The organism is Amycolatopsis sp. NPDC005232 (genome assembly GCF_040607795.1).
Classification (GTDB): domain Bacteria; phylum Actinomycetota; class Actinomycetes; order Mycobacteriales; family Pseudonocardiaceae; genus Amycolatopsis.
Genome location: NZ_JBEXHL010000026.1, coordinates 71,151 through 88,674, shown reverse-complemented (window position 1 = coordinate 88,674; position 17,524 = coordinate 71,151). Strand labels below are relative to the sequence as shown.

The following is a 17,524-nucleotide window of genomic DNA, read 5'->3' as shown; positions in this document are numbered from 1 at the left end:
GCTGATGCGGACCGAGTAAGCACTTTCTACAGTGGACTCACTACCCCCAGAAACACCCTCAGGAAAGAGGTGGCCGGAGTGGACCACGACGTTCCTGTTCTCATCGTCGGTGGCAGTCTCATCGGGATGACCAGCGCGGTGCTCCTCGGCCAGCAGGGAATTCCCTCGCTGGTCGTGGAGCGCCACCCGGGCAGCGCGATCCACCCGCGCGCCGCGCTCATCCTCCAGCGCTCGATGGAGATCCTTCGCGAAGCCGGCATCGAAGACGTGATCCAGCGCCGGTCCGCGGAACAGTTCGACCAGGAGGCGGCCATCATGGCCGTGGAGACGCTGGCGGGCAAGGAGATCGCCTGGTACCTGCCGACGTTGAACGAAGGCGTGCGTGACCTCAGCCCGTGCCGGCGGCTCTTCGCGACCCAGGTCGCCATCGAGCCGGTGCTCGCCGAACGGGCGCGGGAGCTCGGCGCCGAGACCCGGTTCGGCACGGAGGTCACGAGCTTCACCGACCACGGCGACGGAGTCACGGCCGTGCTCCGCGACCGCGCGACCGGGACCACGTCCACGGTGCGAGCGCGGTACCTCATCGCGGCCGACGGCGCACACAGCGGCATCCGCGAGCGGCTCGGCATCGGCCTCGGCGGCCACGGCGTGCTTTCGAAGAGCGTGACGATCTACTTCCACGCGGAGATGGCCGCGTTGCTGCGCGAGCGCAGCCTCGGCGTGATCATGGTCGTCAACCCGACGTTGCAGGGCTTCTTCCGCATCGAAAAGCCGTACCGGTCCGGCTTCCTCGCGGTGCACGGGCTCGGCGACCCGCGGCACCCCGACAGCGACCTCTGGACCGGCCTCACCGACGAGCGCTGCGTGGAGCTCGTCCGCGCCGCGCTGGGCGTGCCCGACATCGACGTGGAGATCGACGACGTCATGAAGTGGGAGGCGACCGCGCAGACCGCCGACCGGTTCTCCAGCGGCAACGTGTTCCTCGTCGGCGACTCCGCGCACTCGATGCCGCCCTATGGCGGCTACGGCGGAAACACCGGAATCCACGACGCGCACAACCTCGCGTGGAAGCTCAAGGCCGCGCTCGACGGCACCGCCGGTCCTGGCTTGCTCGACACGTACGAAACCGAGCGTCGGCCCGTCGCTCGCTTCACCGTCGAACAGGCCTACGCCCGCTACGTCACGCGCGCGGCGCCGTTCCTCGCCGCGGGAGGGATGGAACCGCTCGTCGGTGACGCCGACATCGACCTTGGCTACCGCTACGTCCCCGGCCAGGTGCACGGAAACCCCCGCGAGCTGGCGGGTTCGCCCGGCAGCCGCGCCCCGCACCACGTCCTCACGCGCGACGGCGCACCGATCTCGACCCATGACCTGTTCGGCCGCCGGTTCGTGGCTTTCGCACCGGCCGGCGCCGACGAATGGGCCGCCGCGGCGACGGCCGCCGCCGCAGCGACCGGGATCGCGCTCGACGTCCACCGGGTCGGCCGCGCCGACAGTTTCACCGACACCACGGGCGGATTCTGCGCGGCGTATGGCATCGGCCCCACCGGGCTGGTCCTGGTCCGCCCCGACGGAGTGGTCGCGTGGCGCGCTTCGGACGACACTCAGGTGGCGGCCGAAACGGTCGCCACCGCGTTGACCTCGGCGCTCGGTCACGCGGCGTTGCCCCGCGCCGCCGAACCAGCGGTCCACAGCTGAGCCCGCCGGACACACCCGGCACCCACCCTCCGGAAAGGAATCCCATGGCCCACATCGAAGGCAGCCACCACGTCACGCTGTCCGTCGGCACCGCGCAGGAAGACGTCGACTTCCACGTGAAGACGCTCGGGATGCGCTTCATCAAGCGGACCGTGCTGTTCGACGGCTCGACCCCGATCTACCACCTCTACTACTCCAACGCGGCCGGCGATCCGTCGTCCGTGGTGACCTCGTTCCCGTGGGCCCAGGCCGGACTGTTCGGGAAGCGTGGCACGAACCAGGCGCGGGAGGTCCAGCTGTCGGTGCCCTCGACGTCGCTGTCCTACTGGCACCAGCGGCTCACCGAGCACAAGGTCGAGGTGCACGACGCCGAGGTGTTCGGCGACCGCCGCCTGCTGTTCCGCCACCCGTGCGGCATCGAGTACGTGCTGGTCGGCAACGACGGCGACCCGCGCGTGGGCCACCCGGGCAACGGCGTGCCGCCCGAGCACGCGATCCACGGCATCCACGGCGTCGGCGTGCACGTGGCGACGCCGGACCGGATGGTCGAGTTCAGCCAGGAGACGTTCTTCGGCGACAGCGCGCTGACCGAAGAAGGCGACCGCGTGGCGCTGCGCATCGGCGGCGAGAAGATCGGCAACAACGTCGAGCTGATCGTCAACAACACCGACGAGCAGGGCACCTGGCGCTACGGCGCCGGCACGATCCACCACTTCGCGTGGAACCTCGGCACACTGGCCAACCAGGACGAGGTGAAGTTCCAGGTCGAAGGCGCCGGCTACACCGACATCAGCGAACTCAAGGACCGCAAGTACTTCAAGTCGGTCTACGTCCGCACCCCCGGCGGCGCGCTGTTCGAGCTCGCCGTGACCCACGCCGAAGGCGGCTGGACCTGCGACGAGTCGCCGCAGGAACTGGGCACCGCGTTCCAGCTGCCCGAGCAGTTCGAGTCGCGCCGCGCGGAGATCTTCGAAAAGCTCGAGCACATCGAGGTCTGACGTGACGGCCCTCCGGTGGGACCCCCCGCCGGAGGGCTGCCGTGGTTCTCAGCGGTGCATTCCGGGGCGAGAGGAACGAAGGTTTGTCCGACAACAAGCACCTGACCCGGCCCGTGCAGCAGTGGGGCGAGCCGCGCGAACACGCCCGCGTTGCCGTGCTCGCCGTGCACGGCCGCGGGCAGACGCCGGACTTCATGCGTGGCGTCGCGAAGGACATCGACGCGCCGGGCGTGCGCTACTACGCGCCCCACGCCGCCGGCGACACCTGGTACCCGCTGCCGTTCACCGCTGCGCTGCAGGACAACGAACCCGACCTGACCCACGCGCTCGCGGCCGTGCGGGCCACGCTCGCCGCCATCGAGGCCGACGGCTTCGACCGGCGGCGGATCGTGCTGTGGGGGTTCTCGCAGGGCGCCTGCCTGCTCGCGCAGTTCGCCGTGCACGAGCACCCGCGGGTGGGTGGCCTGGTCCTGTTCACCGGCGGCTACCTGGGCCCGGCCGAGATCGACGCCGCGCCGGAGAACCCCCTCGACGGGGTCCCCGCGCTGGTGCGCAGCATCGAGCACGATCCGTGGGTCGCCGCGGAGCGGGTCCACTGGACCGCCGAAGCGCTGACGCGGCTGGGAGCGTCGGTCGACCTGCGCATCGACCCCGGCGACGAGCACGTGATCACCACCGAGGCCACCACCTCGGCGGCCGCGCTGCTGGCCGGGATTCCGGGCCCGTGAGCACGGTGGAGTTCGTCTACCGCGCGTTGCCCGTCCGGGTGCGGTTCGCGAGCGGCGCGGCCGCGCGGAACCTCGCGGCCGAGGTCGCGGAGCTCGGCCTGGTCCGGCTCATGGTGATCGCCGGCGCGCCGTCAGCCGACGAAGTGACGCGCGAGGTCGCCGACCGCGTGGTGGTGCGGTTCGACGACGTCCGGCCGCACGTGCCGGTCGACGTGGCCGAGGCCGCCCGCCGGGCTGCCGCGCTGCATTCGGTCGACGGGCTGGTCACGGTCGGCGGCGGCTCGACCACCGGCACGGGCAAAGCCGTCGCCCTCACCACCGGCCTCCCGTTGGTCTGCGTGCCGACGACGTACGCGGGCTCGGAGGTGACGGCGGTATGGGGCACGACGAGCGCGGCCCGCAAACAGACCGGGCGCGACGACCGTGTGCTGCCCCGCGCCGTCGTCTACGACCCGGACCTCACGGCCACGCTGCCGCGGCCGTTCGCGGTGTCCTCGGCGCTCAACGCGGTGGCGCACTGCGTCGAGGCGTTCTGGGCACCCGGCGCCAATCCGGTCACTTCGCTCGTCGCCGCGGAAGGCATCCGCGTGCTCGCGGCCGGGCTTCGCGCGTCCGGAGCCGCGCAGCGTGAGCAGCTGCTCTACGGCTCCTACCTGGCCGGCTCGGCGTTCGCCGTGGCCGGGTCCGGGCTGCACCACAAGATCTGCCACGCGCTCGGCGGCGCCTTCAACCTGCCCCACGCCGAAACCCACGCCGCCGTGCTCCCCCACGTGCTCGCGTTCAACCTCGCCGCGGCGCCGGACGCCGGGCGGGCCATCGCGGGCGCGCTCGGTGCCGACGACGCCGTCGCCGGGCTCCAGGCCCTGTACCGGCAGGTGGGGGCGGTGGCGGACCTGCGCTCGGTCGGGTTCCCGCTCGACCGGCTCGACGAGGCCGTCACGGCCGTGTGCGAGCTGCTGCCCATCCCGAACCCGCGGCCGGTGGACGCCGGCGCGGTGGAGCGGATCCTGCGGGCCGCCTGCGCGTGACGGCCGTCAACCGGCCGAGGCCACGCGGCGGAACTCGGCCGGCGTCACGCCGTACTCGTCCTTGAACGCGCGCCCGAAGTGCGAGGGCGTCTTGAACCCCCAGCGCCGGCTGATGGCCGCCACCGACAGCTCGCCGGACGAGACGAGGTCGCGCTGGCCCCGCTCGAGGCGGCGCGTGCGGATCCAGGCCGAAACAGTGGTGCCGTTCTGCTGGAAGATGCCCTGCAGTTTCCGCAGCGAGATGAATTGCGCGGAGGCGATGGCCGCGGGTGACAATTCCGGGTCGCCGAGGTGTTCGTCGATGTATTCCCGGATTTGTCCGGGAATGACGTTCCCCTCGGTTTTTCCGTCATCGCCGGACACGTCCAGAATGCTTTCGAACATGGTCGAGACGAGGTCGAGCGCGTTGCGGGCGGCGAGGTATCGCGTGCGACCGGAGATGTCCTCCATGACGTGACCGAGCGTCATCAGCAGCGCGCCGGTCGCGGGGGCCAGCCCGTCGCGCGCGCTGATGCGGGCGGCGGTGAGCTGGTCGACGTGCGAGCGCGGGAGCCGCAGCAGGCGCTGCGGGAACTTGATGCAGACGTTGCGGTAGTCGGCGCTGCTGACCACCGTCGCGGGGCGCGTGCCGTCGAAGACCGTGAGGTCACCGGGCTGCAGCACAGCCGTGCGGCTGCCCTGATGGAACTCGCCCACGCCCGCGACCTGCAGGCACAGCACGTAGTCGGGGCGGCAGTCGCGGGCGATCGTGTCGGCGCTGCGGTGCGCGACGTGGCGGCCGGTGGCCATCTCGATGAAGTCGACGTCGGCGATCTTGCGGTTGCGCAGGTACCCCCGGAAGTGCTGCGGATCGTCGGACTCGACGGTGAACGCGAGCAGCGACTGGGCGAGCAGCGCGCTCCAGCCGGAAGTGCCGAGCGCGTTGTACTCAGGGTGAGCGGCGGTGGTAGTCGAAGGTGCTTCGCCGTGCCGCATCCGCCACCTCACAGCCGCCTACTCCGAAATCGGCGCCGGACACCTGAACCGGAACCGAACGGCGCTATTTTTCCTCGCCGTCAGAGCACATTTCCGTTATCGTCCGCCGAGCTGCGGGGTTTGTCAACTCGTCTCGCGGGCGGGCGGTTTTCGCCCCGCGCCGGCCAGTCCGTTCGGGCCCCGGCCGGTGTCCCCAGCCGATCCCCTTCGGCCCCCACACGGGGTCGCTTGGACCACGGCGCGGCGGGAGGGTGGCCCCCGTGACGGGGCCCGGAAGGGGTTCGCTAAGCTGGTTTCCCGACAGCGCGCGATTAGCTCAGCGGGAGAGCGCTTCCCTGACACGGAAGAGGTCACTGGTTCAATCCCAGTATCGCGCACGTAGTCCGATGTGGACTCACCTGGAGGGCGATTAGCTCAGGGGGAGAGCGCTTCGTTCACACCGAAGAGGTCACTGGTTCGATCCCAGTATCGCCCACCACCACGATGGCCCCGAATCACTCGATCCGGGGCCATCGTGCTGTCCAGGGCCGTGCTGTCCAGGGCACCGGCGGGCTGGCCGCCGGCGCGATGTTGTGGTTGACGCGGAACAGGTTCTGCGGGTCGTGGCGCCGCTTGAGCTGCGCGAGCCGCTCGTAGCGCGCGGAACCGTACGCGGCGCGCACCTCGGCGGGAGTCGTGGCGTCGCCGGCGGCCAGCAGGTTGGCGTTCCGCTCGTCCTGCGACCACGGCGCGAGCGTCTCCACGAGGGCGTCCAGCCGAGCGCCGGCCTCCCGCCCACCGGACGCGACGAGGGCCCATGGCGCACCACGGCCGGCGACGGCGTTCGGCACGGCGGGCTCGTCGGCCAGCGCCCCGCCCAGCGCCCGCAGCTCCACGAAACCCGGCTCGGTGCCGGAATCCGGGCCAGCCACGGCGAGCAGCGCGTCGGCCGCCTCGGCCGGGAACGACCGCAGCGCCGCCAAGCGCTCCAGCCAACCCACCGGCGCCGACGGGTCCAGGTGCAGGCGGTGGCCGTCGCGGTACGCGGTCTCGGCGACGGTGTCGCGCACAGTCTGGGCGAGCGCCCGCAGCCGCGCGAGCGCGGCTTTCGCCTCGGCGGGCGAACCGAGCGACGAGAACCGCACGTGGACCACGAACTCCGCCGGCCGTGAGCGATGCCGGAAGGCGATCGACGACGACATCTCCCGCGGCAGCGCCGGCACCCACTCCCGCCAAGTGTGCAGGACCGTCGAGGCGTGCTCGCCTGCGAAGAACAAGCCGCCGCCGTAGAAGGACCTCACGGGAAACAGTGCGAACTCCATCGACGTGACCACGCCGAAGTTCCCCTTGCCACCCCGCACGCCCCAGAACAGCTCGGGCTCGGCGTCAGCGGTCACCTCGCGCAGTGCACCGTCGGCCGTGACGAGCCGCAACGCGCGCACGTGATCGGCGGCGTATCCCTGCGTCCGCCCGAGAATCGGGCTGTGCCCGCCACCGAGGTGGTAGCCGGCGACCCCGACCGTGGGTGACGCGGCGCTCACCCCCGCGAGCCCGCTTTCGCCGGCCCGTTCGGTGACCTGGCTCCAGCGCGCGCCACCCTGCACACGAGCGATCCCGGCCACCGGCTCGACCTCCACGGCGTCCATTCGCGACAGTGTGATCAGCACCGCGCCGCGCGCTCGGTTCACGACCTGGTGCCCGGTGGTGAGCACGGCGATCGGCAGCGCCCGGTCGGCCGCGAACCGCACCGCCTCCCGCACGTCGGCCTCCGTGGTCGCCCCGATGGCCACGGCGGGCCGCATCGGCGTGGCCAGGTTGAAGGTCGCGCACTCCGCGTCGAACCCCGCGTCGCCGGGCAACACGACCGGACCGGTGAGCCGCCTCGCCAGCCCGGCGACCTCGGCCGGGCTCAGCGACTCCGACGCCGCCGTCTCGTAAGGCCTCATCCGCTTCGCCTTTCGCGCTCGACGGACCCAGCCTCACCGGGCCCGTGAAACGCGAATCAGACTTGCGACGGAGGTCACCGTCGCGAAGGGACGATGGGGCACCTCACCGGGCCGGGACATCCCGCGGCAGCGGCGCCGTCCAGGGGCTGCCCAGGTCGGCGCCTTCGGGATCCCACTCGTGCGACGCCCTGCTGTAGAGCCGGATCGGCACGCCGTCGGGGTCGGCGGTCGCGACGAGCCAGCCGGTGATTCCCCGCAGTACTCCGGAGTTCGCCACTTCCAGCGCGTCGAAGTGCCGCGCCCACGCCCGTACCGCGGCCTCGTCCGCGACGGCCAGCGTCAGCGGGTCGAACCCCGCCAGGGCGGCCGCCGAGCCGGGCGCCAGCCGCAGCTCCACCGGGTCGGCCAGCCCCGGCACCCGAAGCAGGTACGCGAACAACACCCCCTCGGGCGTGCGGTGGTCCCATTCGGGCTGCCGCCGCGCGCCGAACACGCGCTCCCACCACGCCAGGCTCCGGGCGAGGTCGGTGACCGGGTACTTGTGGTGGTGCACGCCGTCGAGCGCGGGGAAAGTGCTCATGGCGCGGATCCTGCCAGTGCGCCCCGACCCCGGCTGAGCAGGCGGCTTGTATCCTTCGCCCGGAGTTCGTCCGTATCCGGACGACCAGTCCGCGGGCGGGGGTGTTCGGCGATGGCGAAGTCCGATCCGGTCGAGTTCGACCTCTACGGGATGATCGGGCACCTGCTGCGCACCACGCAGCAACTGCACGTCGCCATCTGGTCCGACGTGTTCCCCGGCGGCCTCACCTCGCCGCAGTTCGCGGTGCTGCACGCGCTGGCCCACGAGGGCCCGCTGACGCAGACGACGCTGCGCTCCCGAGCCCGCCTCGACCGCTCGACGGCCGCGGACGTGATCCGCCGGCTCGTCGCCCGCCGGCTGGTCAGCCAGGTGAAGGACCCCGGAGACGCCCGCCGCCGCGTCGTGCGGCTGACGAGCGCAGGGCGCGCCCTCTACGCGGAGGCGGCTGGGCGCGCGGTGGAGGTCAACGAGCGGATGCTCGAAGGCCTCGACACCACCGAGCGCAAGCAGCTCGTCGACAGCCTGAAGTCGTTGCTGGCGCACCACCGCGGGCTGCTGGACTACCAGGACTGAGCACTCAGAGCAGCTCTTCGCGGTACAGGCCGAGCGCACGCACCACCGGCTCGTTGGAGTACGAGAACAGCACCGCGTCTTCCGATTTCGACGAGTTCACATGCTCATACCTCGCCCGCGACGGCACCACGAAGATGTCCTTCTCGCCCCACGTGATCTCCTGGCCGTCGACGATCGTGGTGCCCTCGCCGCGCACGGCGTGCAGGATCGCACCGGCGGTGTGCCGGCGGGCCGCACCGCGGAAGCCGGGGACGAGCCGCTGGATGCGGCACGACACCGTCGGCATCACCGGGCCGCCGGTCCACGGGTTCGTGTACTCCAGCACGACGCCGTCGACGTCGCTGCCGTCGGCGTTGTCCGCGATCGCGTCGAACGCGCGCTCGGTCTCGGCCCCCGGGTAGTTGCCGATCGGCGAGTTCGCGCTGCGCTCGCCGATCCACGCGGGGTTCAGGCGGCCGTGGATGAACTGCGCCGAGGAAAGCCCGTCGGGCGCGGAAACCCGGCTGGCGGACCTGGGCGTTTACTGGCTGGAGGAACCACTCTCGTCGGACGACGTCACCGGACACGCGACGCTCGCCGCCGCCCTGCGGATGCCCGTCGCGGTCGGCGAGCACCTGCACGGACGTTTCGAGTTCGCCGCGTACCTGCACGCGCGGGCCGCTTCGGTGCTGCAGCCGGACGTGCCGCTGACGGGTGGTGTCACCGAATGGCTGCGGATCTCGGCCATCGCCGAGGCGTTCGGTGCGACGCTGAACCCGCACTTCCTGCCGGAGCTGCACGTCCATTTGGCCGCGGCCGTGCCGAACTGCCCGTACGTGGAGCACTTCCCGCTGATCGAGGACGTGCTGCAGGAGGCGTTGACCGTCCACAACGGACTCGTATCCCCTCCGGACCGGCCGGGCCACGGGATGTTGTGGGACCTGTCCGCGTTGGATGACCTGCGCGTCCGGTGAGACATGGTCAGAAGACGAGGACACCCTGCGTGCTGGGCTGCAGTGTGCCGACCTTGACCGAGGTGACATCGAACTCGGGGTAGCCGACCTTCTTGCCGTCCGTGCCGATCACGTCGACGACCGTCGCGCTCGTGCCGTGGGGCGGGGTGAGCTTGAGGGTGGTCGCGACGAACGTGTCGGTGCTGGCCTTGTCGCCTGTCTCCCACTTGACGCCGGCGAACGCGTTGGTGCCCGGGCGCAGCGTGATGGACGGGCCCGCGCCGGGGATGTCGACGTTCTGCGTCGGCACCTTCAGCGGTGAGTTGTCGGCGGCGAGGAACTGCAGCGCCGGCCAGCCCTGGATCGTCACGGGGTCCTTGCCGGTGTTCTCGAGGGCGAGCAGGCCGAGGCCCTGGTCCTGGATGGTGAGCTCGGCGTGGAAGGACTGCTGGACGTCCTTGTCTTGCTGGGTCTCTTGATGGACTGCCGGTTTTTCCGCGTTCACCGCCGACGACACGGGCGCGTTCTGGGCCGGCTGCGGCGCGCCGGCCGACGGTGGTGTGGTGCTCGAACAGGCCGTCAACGCGAACAGCACCGCGATACCCGGAACGATCGTCTTACCCCGCATGTTGCACTCCCCTTCGTGGGCGGCTCCCACGCCGCCTCCTCACTACCCAGGACGGCCGACCCCGAAACGGGTTCCGGTACTTGGAGGCATTTTCCGTGCCCGGTTCACTCCATAGAGGACACGAGCCGGGTCACCAACGCCGTGAGGCTCTCCTCGTCGAGCGCCGCGAGCTCCGGCAGCGCACCCGACGTCCGCCCGATCAGCACCCCGACGAACGCCGCTGTCAGCAACTCCGCACGCGCCTGCGCCTGCTCGACCCCCTCCGAGGTCAGCCGACGCGCAAGCGGCGTCACGATCCGGCGATGCAGCTCTTCCCGCGAAAACTCGTTGGCCTTCACGTCGTGGTGCGGCTGGAGCGCAACCTGGTACAGCGGCCCCGGCCCCTGCCTGACCGCCCGCCCGACCAGCCCGCGCAACCGCTCGGCGTCCCCCAGATCCGCGAGCCCCTCGTCCCCCGTCTCCTCCTGCAACACGGCGACGTACAGCTGCGCCTTCCCTCCGAAATACCGCGCGATCATCGCCGGATCGACACCCGCCCGCTCGCCGATGTCGCGAATCGTCGCCTGCGCATACCCGCGCTCCGCGAACAACTCCGCCGCGGCCGCCAGCAAAGCGGCCCGCGTCCGCCCGGCATCCCGACGGCGCGGTGTGGGTCGGTCCGTCATCCGCGCGCTCCTTCGGTCGTTTTTCCGGGCAGCAGCATGCCGAACACGGCAGCCAGCACCCATACCGCCACCCCGGCGAAGGCGGCGACCGTGTAGCCGAGGGCGTTCGGGAAGTGCCGGCCGTCCGGCGTGTGCCCGACGAGGATCGCGGCGCTGAGCGCGCTGCCGGTGGAGTAACCGACGTAGCGCAGCACCTGGTTGAAGCTCATCGCACTACCGGTCTCGTGCGGGGGCGTCCCGCGCGTGATCATGCCGGGCAGCACGGCGAAAACCGTGCCGACGGCCAGGCCCGTGGCCGCCATGACGACGATGAGCACCACGTAGTCGTGGCGCACGAAACCGAACACGCCGACGCTCACCAGACCGACCAGCGAAGCGCCGGGGATCAGCACGCGCCCCCGCCCCCGCCGGATCACCGGCGGCGCGATGCGGCTGGCGAGCAGGCTCCCGATCGAGAACGGCAGCAACACCAGCCCGGCCACCACCACGGACCCGCCGAGCCCGCCGTCGACCGGCGGCGTCTGGACGAACTGCACCATCAACGACGTCAGCAGGTACATCCCCGTGCCGGACAACAGCGCCGCGACGTCGGCCGCGAGCACCCCCGGCCGCCGCAACAACCGCAGCTCCACCAGCGGGTGACTGCTGCGTCCCTCGTGCCACACCCACGCCACCAGCGCGCCCACCGCGATGATCACCGAACCGACCGACGCGCCCGAACCCCAGCCCCACTCCTCACCCTTGCTGATCCACAGCAGCAACGCCCCGAGACCCGCCCCCAGCAGCACCGCCCCCGGCACGTCGAGCCGCTTCGCCTCGGCGTTCACGGCATGGGGCACCACTTTGATCGCCGCCACCAGCGCAACCGCCGCCACGACGGCACCGAACCAGTACGCCGCCTGCAGCCCACCCAGCTCCGTGATCAGCCCGGTCACCGGATACCCGAGCCCGACCCCGGCGACCGTCGTGATCGACAAGATCGCCATCGTCGGCCGCGCCTTCGCGGGCACCAACGCTTCCCGGGCCGCCACGATCGTCAGCGGCGTCAGCCCCAGTCCCGCGCCCTGCAACCCCCGCCCCACCAGCAACGCCACGAACCCGAACGGCAACGCCGCCAGCACACACCCCAGCACCACCAGCCCCAGCCCGGCCAGCATCACGCCCCGCCGCGCCGGCCCGTCGCCGAGCCGCCCCATCACCGGTGTGACCATCGCCCCGACCACCAACGTCACCGTCAACGACCACTGCGCATCCCCCAGCGACACCCCGTGCACCACGGCCACCGCCGGAATCAGCGGCGCCCCCAGGCTGCTGATCACCGCCACGACGAGCCCGAGGAACACCAACGTGGGCACCAACCCCCGCGCGGTTCGCTCAGCCGCGCGGCTCTCAGCCAACTTCCCCGCCTCGCCCGCGCCGCTCGCGGAGCACTGCGGTGCGTCGCCAGACCCGGGCGCAGGGCACTCCGGCGTCTCGCCTGACGCGCGTACAGAACGCTCGTGCTGCCCGCTCACAAAAGCCCCGCAGCGGGCACACCGAACGCCCGACGGTCCGCCAACTCACTCGCAGGCAAGTCGCCGAGACCGCACCCGGATCGCCCCGACGACCGCTGCCCGCCAGGCAAGAACCCGCGCGACGTCACCTCACACGCCCACCCTGGCGGCTCCCATTTCGCGAGCCGCCAGGGTGTTCCACGCAGTTCGCCCATCTCGGACATCGCGGCACACCTCAGTCATCAGTTGATGTCATCACCTGATGACTTACCCTACTCCCGGGCCGGCCGCGCGGCGGCTGTGATCCCTGTCAGCCGAAGTGGACCACCTCGCTCGAGGCCAGCGAGGCGCCCGCTGTGACCAGTTCGGCGGCAACCGCCGCGGAGGCCTCCGCGGCGGGAACGGAGCCGTCGTAGGTCGCGTGGGCGTCGGTGACCAAGGTGACCGGGTGGCCGCGCCGGAGGGCTTCCAGGGTTGTCTCGCGCACGCAGAAATCGCTCTGCATGCCGGCGACGACGAGGGGCGCGCCGGCGGGCACGAGGGTCGACAGAGGGGTGTCTGCGAAGGAGTCGGGTGTGGTCTTGTCCACCACGTGTTCGCCCGGAAGGACGTCGTGGATCAAGGTCCAGCCCGGCGTTCCGGGCACGTCGGGATCGTCGCCGGTGCCGTTGTTGCGCACGTGCACCACCGGCGCGCCGGCGGCACGCGCGCGGGAAAGCACCGCGGCGATCGCCGGGGCGACGGTGGCCGCGGAAGGCACCGGTTCGGGCGGGAGGAGCATGTTGTTCTGGACGTCGATCAAGAGCAGCACGGGGACCATGCCGGAAGCATCGCACCCACCCCCGACAAAAACGCGTCCGTCACATCGGCGCACAGCCGCGATCGTTCTGCACGGCGAGGAAGCTGCGTGCCGCCGCAAACCGTGTAGTACAGCGGAAACCCCACCTACCCGGCGAGCGCGTCGAACGCCTCCGTTCGCGCTCGTACCGTGCCGGTGAGCGCGGGCACGCCGGTTTCGCACCGCACCAACAGGTCGTAGGCCCTCTTGTCGCGGTACGGCCCCTCTAGGGCGTGTCCTGTAAGTGGTTGAGCTGTGGGTCTGGTAATCGTGTGTGGTGGTTGGGCGGGGTGAGCTGACGGATCGGGCGTGGGCGGTGATCGAGCCGTTGTTGCCGCCGGTGTCCGGTGGTGGCCGGCGATGGCGTGATCACCGCCAGGTGATCAATGCGATCCTGTGGAAGCTGCGCACCGGTGCTCCGTGGCGTGACCTGCCTGAACGTTATGGGCCGTGGAAGACCGCGCATGAACGGTTGCGGTTGTGGACCAAGAACGGCACCTGGGACAAGATCCTCGTCCACGTCATTGTCAAAGACGACGCCGTTGGTGATCTTGAGTGGGTCGTCTCGGTCGATTCGAGTGTTGTCCGAGCGCACCAGCACTCGGCCGGCGCCCGGAAAAAAGGGGATGCAGCGACGAGGTCGAAGCCATCGTCGTCGACGGGGAAGAACTCGGCCGGTCCCGCGGCGGGCTGAGCACGAAGATCCACCTCGCCGTCGACGGGCGTGGCCTGCCGATGCGGTTCCTGCTCACCCCGGGCCAAGCCGGAGACAATCCGCAGCTGGTTCCGTTGCTCAACGGCATCAGCATCGCCCGGCTCGGGCCGGGTCGCCCCCGGTCGCGACCGGACACAGTGATCGAGGACAAGGCGTATTCGCATCCCTCGACCCGTGAGGCGATGCGGCAGCGGCGGATCAATTTCGTCAGCCCGCAGCGCCATGACCAGATCGCCCGCCGCACGGCCAAAGGCTCCCGCGGCGGGCGACCACCCACGTTCGATCCTGAGGCCTACAAGCAGCGCAACGTCGTGGAACGCTGCTTCAACCGGCTCAAGCAGTTCCGAGACCTCGCCACCCGCTACGCCAAACGCGCCGCCTACTACCAGGCCGAACTCACCATCGCCGCCATCGTGCTCTGGCTCCGATGACTCACAGGACAGCTCCTAGACGCAGTCTGCGGAGCCAAGAAAACAATTCTGGAAGTCCAGCACTGCGCCGTACTCGTCGGTGAGGTCGACATAGACGCGATTCGCTCCACCGGGAACGTCCGCGGAAAGGGAAACGTTGAACGAGGTGACGGTATTGCAGCGCAGGCTCGTGCTCTTCGCGTCAAGCTGTTTCGTGTCCACCAGCGACCTCGCGAGGGCCCGCTCGCATCCGCTGGAGTTCAACGACCCCACGATGCCGACGGAGCGGTTGTACCAGGTGACCCTGCCGGAGAAGTAGCCACCCGTGCCGTCCTTTACCAGGAAGTAGGAGGTGGGGTAGGCAGCTGCGCCGGCCGGTGCCGCTGCGGCGACCGTGGGCGCGGCGACGAGAGTAAGAGCAGCCGCTGCGGCGGCCACGGTCATGCTGACTCTTCTCATCGGTTTTCCCCCATTGGTAAGTTCTGGACGAAATCCATTCGAATGCTAGAAGTCGTGCAGCCGATAGGCAAGGGCCAGCGAGCTCTTCGCGCTGGCGGATCACCGACCAGCCACCCCAGCGGCTTTCCCGTTGTGGCGTGGGATGTAGGGCGTGATCCGCTGATGCCGGGCCCCGCGCAGGACGGCGGCGAAGTCGTTCGCGCGGTAGCAGGCGCCGTTGTCGGTGACCATGCGGTAGATCTGGCTCCGATGACTTACAGGACAGCTCCTAGGGCGTGTCCTGTAAGTGGTTGAGCTGTGTGTCTGGTAGTTGTGCTCGGTGGTTGGTCGAGGTGAGTTGACGGATAAGGCGTGGGCGGTGATCGAGCCGTTGCTGCCACCTCAGCAGGGCGGTGGCCGGCGGTGGCGTGATCACCGCCAGGTGATCAACGCGATCCTGTGGAAGCTGCGCACCGGTGCTCCGTGGCGTGACCTGCCTGAACGCTACGGACCCTGGAAAACCGCGCACGAGCGACTGAGGTTGTGGACCCAGGACGGCACGTGGGATCGGATCCTTGACCACGTCATCGTGAAAGACGACGCTGTCGGCGACCTCGAATGGGTCGTCTCGGTCGACTCCAGCGTGGTCCGGGCGCACCAGCATTCCGCTGGCGCCCGGAAAAAAGGGGATGCAGCGACGAGATCGAAACCCTCGTCATCGACGGGGAAGGACTCGGCCGGTCCCGCGGCGGGCTGAGCACGAAGATCCACCTTGCCGTCGAGGCGCGCGGCCTGCCGATGCGGATCCTGCTCACTCCAGGCCAGGCCGGAGACAACCCGCAGCTGCTGCCGCTGCTGGATGGCATCAGCGTCGCCCGTCTTGGGCCGGGGCGTCCGCGGTGCCGCCCGGAGACAGTGATCGCGGACAAGGCATATTCACATCCCTCGACCCGGGAGGCAATGCGAGACCGTCGGATCAACTTCGTCAGCCCGGAGCGCGCGGACCAGATCGCCCGCCGTGCAGCCAAAGGCTCCCGCGGCGGGCGACCACCGGCTTTCGATGCCGAGGCCTACAAGCAGCGCAACGTGGTTGAGCGGTGCTTCAACCGGCTCAAACAGTTCCGTGATCTGGCCACCCGCTACGCCAAACGCGCCGCCTACTACCAGGCTGAACTCACCATTGCCGCGATCGTCCTCTGGCTCCGATGACTTACAGGACAGGGCCTAGCCGGAAATGCCGCAGACGATCAACCGCCGACAACCGTCGCGCCCGGCTGCCTCGAGGAAGGCACATCAGCCGATCGGCCGGGTTTGTGACCCGATCGCCCGAGGCAGCCCGCCTCGCGCGCCGCGATCATGATCATCATGAAGAAGCTCGTCCTCTTGCTGGCGGTCGCCATCGCACTGCCCGCAGTCGTCGCGGCCACGCCCGCGCACGCGGCACTCGCCTGGACCCCGTGCCGCACCCTGATCAAGGAGTGGGACCAGACCGACGCGCGCACCGAGTGCGCGAAGGTCTCCGTTCCGCTCGACTACGCCCACCCCGACGGCCGCCGCCTCGATCTGATGGTCAGCCGGCTGAAGGCGACGTCGCCGGAGAAGCGCCAGGGGGTGATCGTCGTGAACCCCGGCGGGCCGGGCAACTCCGGGCTCGACATGCCGCTCACCCTGAGCCACACGACCGTGGCGGGCATGGGCGTGGACCACGACATCGTGGGCTTCGACCCACGCGGCGTCGGGTTCAGCGACGGCAAGGAGTGCGACGTCGCACCGGAGGACGGCCCGAATCCCGACCCGAGCGCGCCGCCGGCCGAGCAGTACCGGCAGGGCTACTCGCAGACGGCCAAGCAGAACGCCCGCTGCACCGCTTACGACCCGGAGTTCATCGCGAGCCTGTCGACCGACGTGGTCGCGCGCGACCTCGACCAGATCCGGATCGCGCTGGGCGAGCAGAAGATCAGCTTCTACGGGGTGTCCTGGGGCACCGCGCTCGGCGCCGTGTACCGCAGCCGCTACGACCAGCACGTCGACCGCATGCTGCTCGACTCCGTGATGCCGCCCGACTTCAGCCTCCGCACGATGAACAACGGCCAGGTCGACGCCGCCGAAGCCAACTTCTCCCGCTTCGCCGCCTGGCTCGCCGCGCGCGACGGCCAGTACCACCTCGGCACCGACGCCGCGAAGATCCGCACCGACGTCACCGCCCTCGCCGCCGACCTCGACGCCCACCCGCGCCAGGTCACCGCCGACGGCAAACCGCTCACGTTCAGCGGCGGCAACCTCCGCACCGTGCTGACCTACCAGCAATCCCACTGGCCCGCCATGGCCGACACCCTCACCGCCCTTCGCGACGGCAAGAACCCGCCGCTCGTCGGGAACGAGCCGGAGTTCACCGGGTTCGGCCTCGAGGACAGCCACTTCGCCGGCTTGCTCATGCAGGTTTCCGTGCTGTGCAACGACCAGGGCGCCGACCCGAGCGAACCCGCCATGTGGCGCGAGGAGCAGCAGCGGCAGGCTTCGTCGCCGCTGTTCCACGGCATGGCCGGCTACCAGCACTGGTGCGCGGGGTGGCCGTTGCCGAAGCAGCCGTGGCACCTGGTTCGCGGGACGAGTCCGCTGCAACTGGTGGCCCACCGCACGGAGACGACCACCCCGGCGTCTTGGGCGCAGGACATGCGCCGCCACCTCGGCGGTTCGCTCCTGACCGTCGACAACGGCGCGCACGGCTCCCTCGACCTCGTGGCGTGCGGGTCGAAGGCGGTGGAGTTCTTCAGCACCGGGCGGACTGCCACGGGCAGCTGCCCGGGCGAGCCGGCAATTTAGTCCACATAGGACTGTGGCAGGGCCGGGCCCCGCAGTCGGGGGCCCGGCCCGCGCCCGCCGCCGCAGAGGTGGGGGGA

Annotated in this window: 17 protein-coding genes, 2 tRNA genes and 2 pseudogenes; 11 read left to right on the top strand and 10 right to left on the bottom strand. The window is 70.4% G+C overall.

Annotated features, from left to right (window positions below):
* The first annotated feature begins 78 nt into the window (after positions 1 to 78).
* The 4 genes from ABZU76_RS36410 to ABZU76_RS36395 all read left to right on the top strand — a co-directional run bounded on the left by ABZU76_RS36410 (position 79) and on the right by ABZU76_RS36395 (position 4,452).
* Positions 79 to 1,698 carry an FAD-dependent monooxygenase gene (locus tag ABZU76_RS36410; RefSeq protein ID WP_354878110.1) on the top strand — a complete coding sequence of 540 codons (1,620 nt, stop codon included), beginning with the start codon at positions 79 to 81 and terminating at the stop codon, positions 1,696 to 1,698.
* A 44-nt stretch (positions 1,699 to 1,742) separates the two neighbouring features.
* The gene (locus ABZU76_RS36405) at positions 1,743 to 2,696 is read left to right on the top strand and encodes a VOC family protein (protein WP_354878107.1); all 954 of its coding nucleotides are present in this window, start codon (positions 1,743 to 1,745) and stop codon (positions 2,694 to 2,696) included.
* An 83-nt stretch (positions 2,697 to 2,779) separates the two neighbouring features.
* Entirely contained in the window at positions 2,780 to 3,424 is a 645-nt protein-coding gene (locus ABZU76_RS36400) for a dienelactone hydrolase family protein (protein ID WP_354878104.1), read from the top strand.
* Positions 3,421 to 4,452 (top strand): maleylacetate reductase, encoded by a 1,032-nt coding sequence (locus ABZU76_RS36395; RefSeq protein ID WP_354878101.1) that lies wholly within the window; start codon positions 3,421 to 3,423, stop codon positions 4,450 to 4,452. The genes ABZU76_RS36400 and ABZU76_RS36395 overlap by 4 nt, the downstream gene beginning before the upstream one ends.
* A 6-nt stretch (positions 4,453 to 4,458) precedes the next feature.
* On the opposite strand, the gene ABZU76_RS36390 is transcribed toward ABZU76_RS36395, so the two are convergent.
* Positions 4,459 to 5,427 (bottom strand): helix-turn-helix domain-containing protein, encoded by a 969-nt coding sequence (locus ABZU76_RS36390; RefSeq protein WP_354878098.1) that lies wholly within the window; start codon positions 5,425 to 5,427, stop codon positions 4,459 to 4,461.
* A 305-nt stretch (positions 5,428 to 5,732) separates the two neighbouring features.
* Between ABZU76_RS36390 and ABZU76_RS36385 the strand changes: the two genes are divergently transcribed.
* Both ABZU76_RS36385 and ABZU76_RS36380 read left to right on the top strand, forming a co-directional pair.
* A tRNA-Val gene (locus tag ABZU76_RS36385) sits at positions 5,733 to 5,804 on the top strand.
* A gap of 26 nt (positions 5,805 to 5,830) precedes the next feature.
* A tRNA-Val gene (locus ABZU76_RS36380) sits at positions 5,831 to 5,905 on the top strand.
* 16 nt (positions 5,906 to 5,921) lie between these two features.
* On the opposite strand, the gene ABZU76_RS36375 is transcribed toward ABZU76_RS36380, so the two are convergent.
* Positions 5,922 to 7,352 carry an FAD-binding oxidoreductase gene (locus ABZU76_RS36375; RefSeq protein WP_354878095.1) on the bottom strand — a complete coding sequence of 477 codons (1,431 nt, stop codon included), beginning with the start codon at positions 7,350 to 7,352 and terminating at the stop codon, positions 5,922 to 5,924.
* Between the two features lie 103 nt (positions 7,353 to 7,455).
* Positions 7,456 to 7,932, bottom strand: coding sequence for a VOC family protein (locus ABZU76_RS36370; protein WP_354878092.1), 477 nt, complete (start codon positions 7,930 to 7,932; stop codon positions 7,456 to 7,458).
* Positions 7,933 to 8,043: 111 nt separating this feature from the next.
* Here ABZU76_RS36370 and ABZU76_RS36365 point away from each other — a divergent pair, with 111 nt between their 5' ends.
* Complete coding sequence (locus ABZU76_RS36365) at positions 8,044 to 8,505, top strand: MarR family winged helix-turn-helix transcriptional regulator (RefSeq protein ID WP_354878089.1); 462 nt, start codon at positions 8,044 to 8,046, stop codon at positions 8,503 to 8,505.
* Positions 8,506 to 8,509: 4 nt separating this feature from the next.
* Here the strand turns inward: ABZU76_RS36365 and ABZU76_RS36360 are convergent, their stop codons facing one another.
* Positions 8,510 to 8,830, bottom strand: coding sequence for a cupin domain-containing protein (locus ABZU76_RS36360; RefSeq protein ID WP_354878086.1), 321 nt, complete (start codon positions 8,828 to 8,830; stop codon positions 8,510 to 8,512).
* A 76-nt stretch (positions 8,831 to 8,906) separates the two neighbouring features.
* Between ABZU76_RS36360 and ABZU76_RS36355 the strand changes: the two genes are divergently transcribed.
* The gene (locus ABZU76_RS36355; protein WP_354878083.1) at positions 8,907 to 9,458 is read left to right on the top strand and encodes an enolase C-terminal domain-like protein; all 552 of its coding nucleotides are present in this window, start codon (positions 8,907 to 8,909) and stop codon (positions 9,456 to 9,458) included.
* Between the two features lie 7 nt (positions 9,459 to 9,465).
* Here ABZU76_RS36355 and ABZU76_RS36350 read toward each other — a convergent pair whose 3' ends face one another.
* From ABZU76_RS36350 to ABZU76_RS36335, 4 genes are all read right to left on the bottom strand, one after another.
* A complete protein-coding gene (locus ABZU76_RS36350) occupies positions 9,466 to 10,065 on the bottom strand; it encodes a DUF4232 domain-containing protein (RefSeq protein ID WP_354878080.1) in 600 nt (199 codons plus the stop codon).
* A 104-nt stretch (positions 10,066 to 10,169) separates the two neighbouring features.
* A complete protein-coding gene (locus tag ABZU76_RS36345) occupies positions 10,170 to 10,730 on the bottom strand; it encodes a TetR family transcriptional regulator (protein ID WP_354878077.1) in 561 nt (186 codons plus the stop codon).
* Complete coding sequence (locus ABZU76_RS36340) at positions 10,727 to 12,085, bottom strand: MFS transporter (protein ID WP_354878074.1); 1,359 nt, start codon at positions 12,083 to 12,085, stop codon at positions 10,727 to 10,729. Before ABZU76_RS36340 ends, ABZU76_RS36345 begins: the two co-directional genes overlap by 4 nt.
* A gap of 448 nt (positions 12,086 to 12,533) precedes the next feature.
* Positions 12,534 to 13,043: an isochorismatase family protein gene (locus ABZU76_RS36335; protein WP_354878071.1), complete on the bottom strand. Its 510-nt coding sequence runs from the start codon at positions 13,041 to 13,043 to the stop codon at positions 12,534 to 12,536.
* Between the two features lie 295 nt (positions 13,044 to 13,338).
* Here ABZU76_RS36335 and ABZU76_RS36330 point away from each other — a divergent pair.
* Positions 13,339 to 14,207: pseudogene (locus ABZU76_RS36330) on the top strand (IS5 family transposase).
* Positions 14,208 to 14,222: 15 nt separating this feature from the next.
* Here the strand turns inward: ABZU76_RS36330 and ABZU76_RS36325 are convergent.
* Together ABZU76_RS36325 and ABZU76_RS36320 are read right to left on the bottom strand one after the other, a co-directional pair.
* Positions 14,223 to 14,630, bottom strand: a complete 408-nt coding sequence (locus ABZU76_RS36325) for a hypothetical protein (protein WP_354878068.1) — start codon at positions 14,628 to 14,630, stop codon at positions 14,223 to 14,225.
* A gap of 138 nt (positions 14,631 to 14,768) precedes the next feature.
* Positions 14,769 to 14,885 (bottom strand): annotated as a pseudogene (locus ABZU76_RS36320) (IS481 family transposase); the annotation flags it as partial.
* Between the two features lie 79 nt (positions 14,886 to 14,964).
* On the opposite strand from ABZU76_RS36320, the gene ABZU76_RS36315 reads away from it, so the two are divergent.
* A protein-coding gene (locus tag ABZU76_RS36315) for an IS5 family transposase (protein ID WP_354878065.1) occupies positions 14,965 to 15,833 on the top strand; the annotation gives its coding sequence in 2 pieces (ribosomal slippage) (positions 14,965 to 15,330 and positions 15,333 to 15,833; 867 coding nt in all).
* A gap of 156 nt (positions 15,834 to 15,989) precedes the next feature.
* Complete coding sequence (locus tag ABZU76_RS36310) at positions 15,990 to 17,447, top strand: alpha/beta fold hydrolase (RefSeq protein ID WP_354878062.1); 1,458 nt, start codon at positions 15,990 to 15,992, stop codon at positions 17,445 to 17,447.
* Positions 17,448 to 17,524 lie beyond the last annotated feature (77 nt).

What these genes read in the sequence shown, in the direction of transcription:
- ABZU76_RS36310 (WP_354878062.1), top strand. Translation starts at nt 15,990, where the DNA reads ATGAAGAAGCTCGTCCTCTTGCTGGCGGTCGCCATCGCACTGCCCGCA.
- ABZU76_RS36365 (WP_354878089.1), top strand. Translation starts at nt 8,044, where the DNA reads ATGGCGAAGTCCGATCCGGTCGAGTTCGACCTCTACGGGATGATCGGG.
- ABZU76_RS36375 (WP_354878095.1), bottom strand. Translation starts at nt 7,352, where the DNA reads ATGAGGCCTTACGAGACGGCGGCGTCGGAGTCGCTGAGCCCGGCCGAG.
- ABZU76_RS36345 (WP_354878077.1), bottom strand. Translation starts at nt 10,730, where the DNA reads ATGACGGACCGACCCACACCGCGCCGTCGGGATGCCGGGCGGACGCGG.
- ABZU76_RS36350 (WP_354878080.1), bottom strand. Translation starts at nt 10,065, where the DNA reads ATGCGGGGTAAGACGATCGTTCCGGGTATCGCGGTGCTGTTCGCGTTG.
- ABZU76_RS36405 (WP_354878107.1), top strand. Translation starts at nt 1,743, where the DNA reads ATGGCCCACATCGAAGGCAGCCACCACGTCACGCTGTCCGTCGGCACC.
- ABZU76_RS36370 (WP_354878092.1), bottom strand. Translation starts at nt 7,932, where the DNA reads ATGAGCACTTTCCCCGCGCTCGACGGCGTGCACCACCACAAGTACCCG.
- ABZU76_RS36325 (WP_354878068.1), bottom strand. Translation starts at nt 14,630, where the DNA reads ATGACCGTGGCCGCCGCAGCGGCTGCTCTTACTCTCGTCGCCGCGCCC.
- ABZU76_RS36335 (WP_354878071.1), bottom strand. Translation starts at nt 13,043, where the DNA reads ATGGTCCCCGTGCTGCTCTTGATCGACGTCCAGAACAACATGCTCCTC.
- ABZU76_RS36390 (WP_354878098.1), bottom strand. Translation starts at nt 5,427, where the DNA reads ATGCGGCACGGCGAAGCACCTTCGACTACCACCGCCGCTCACCCTGAG.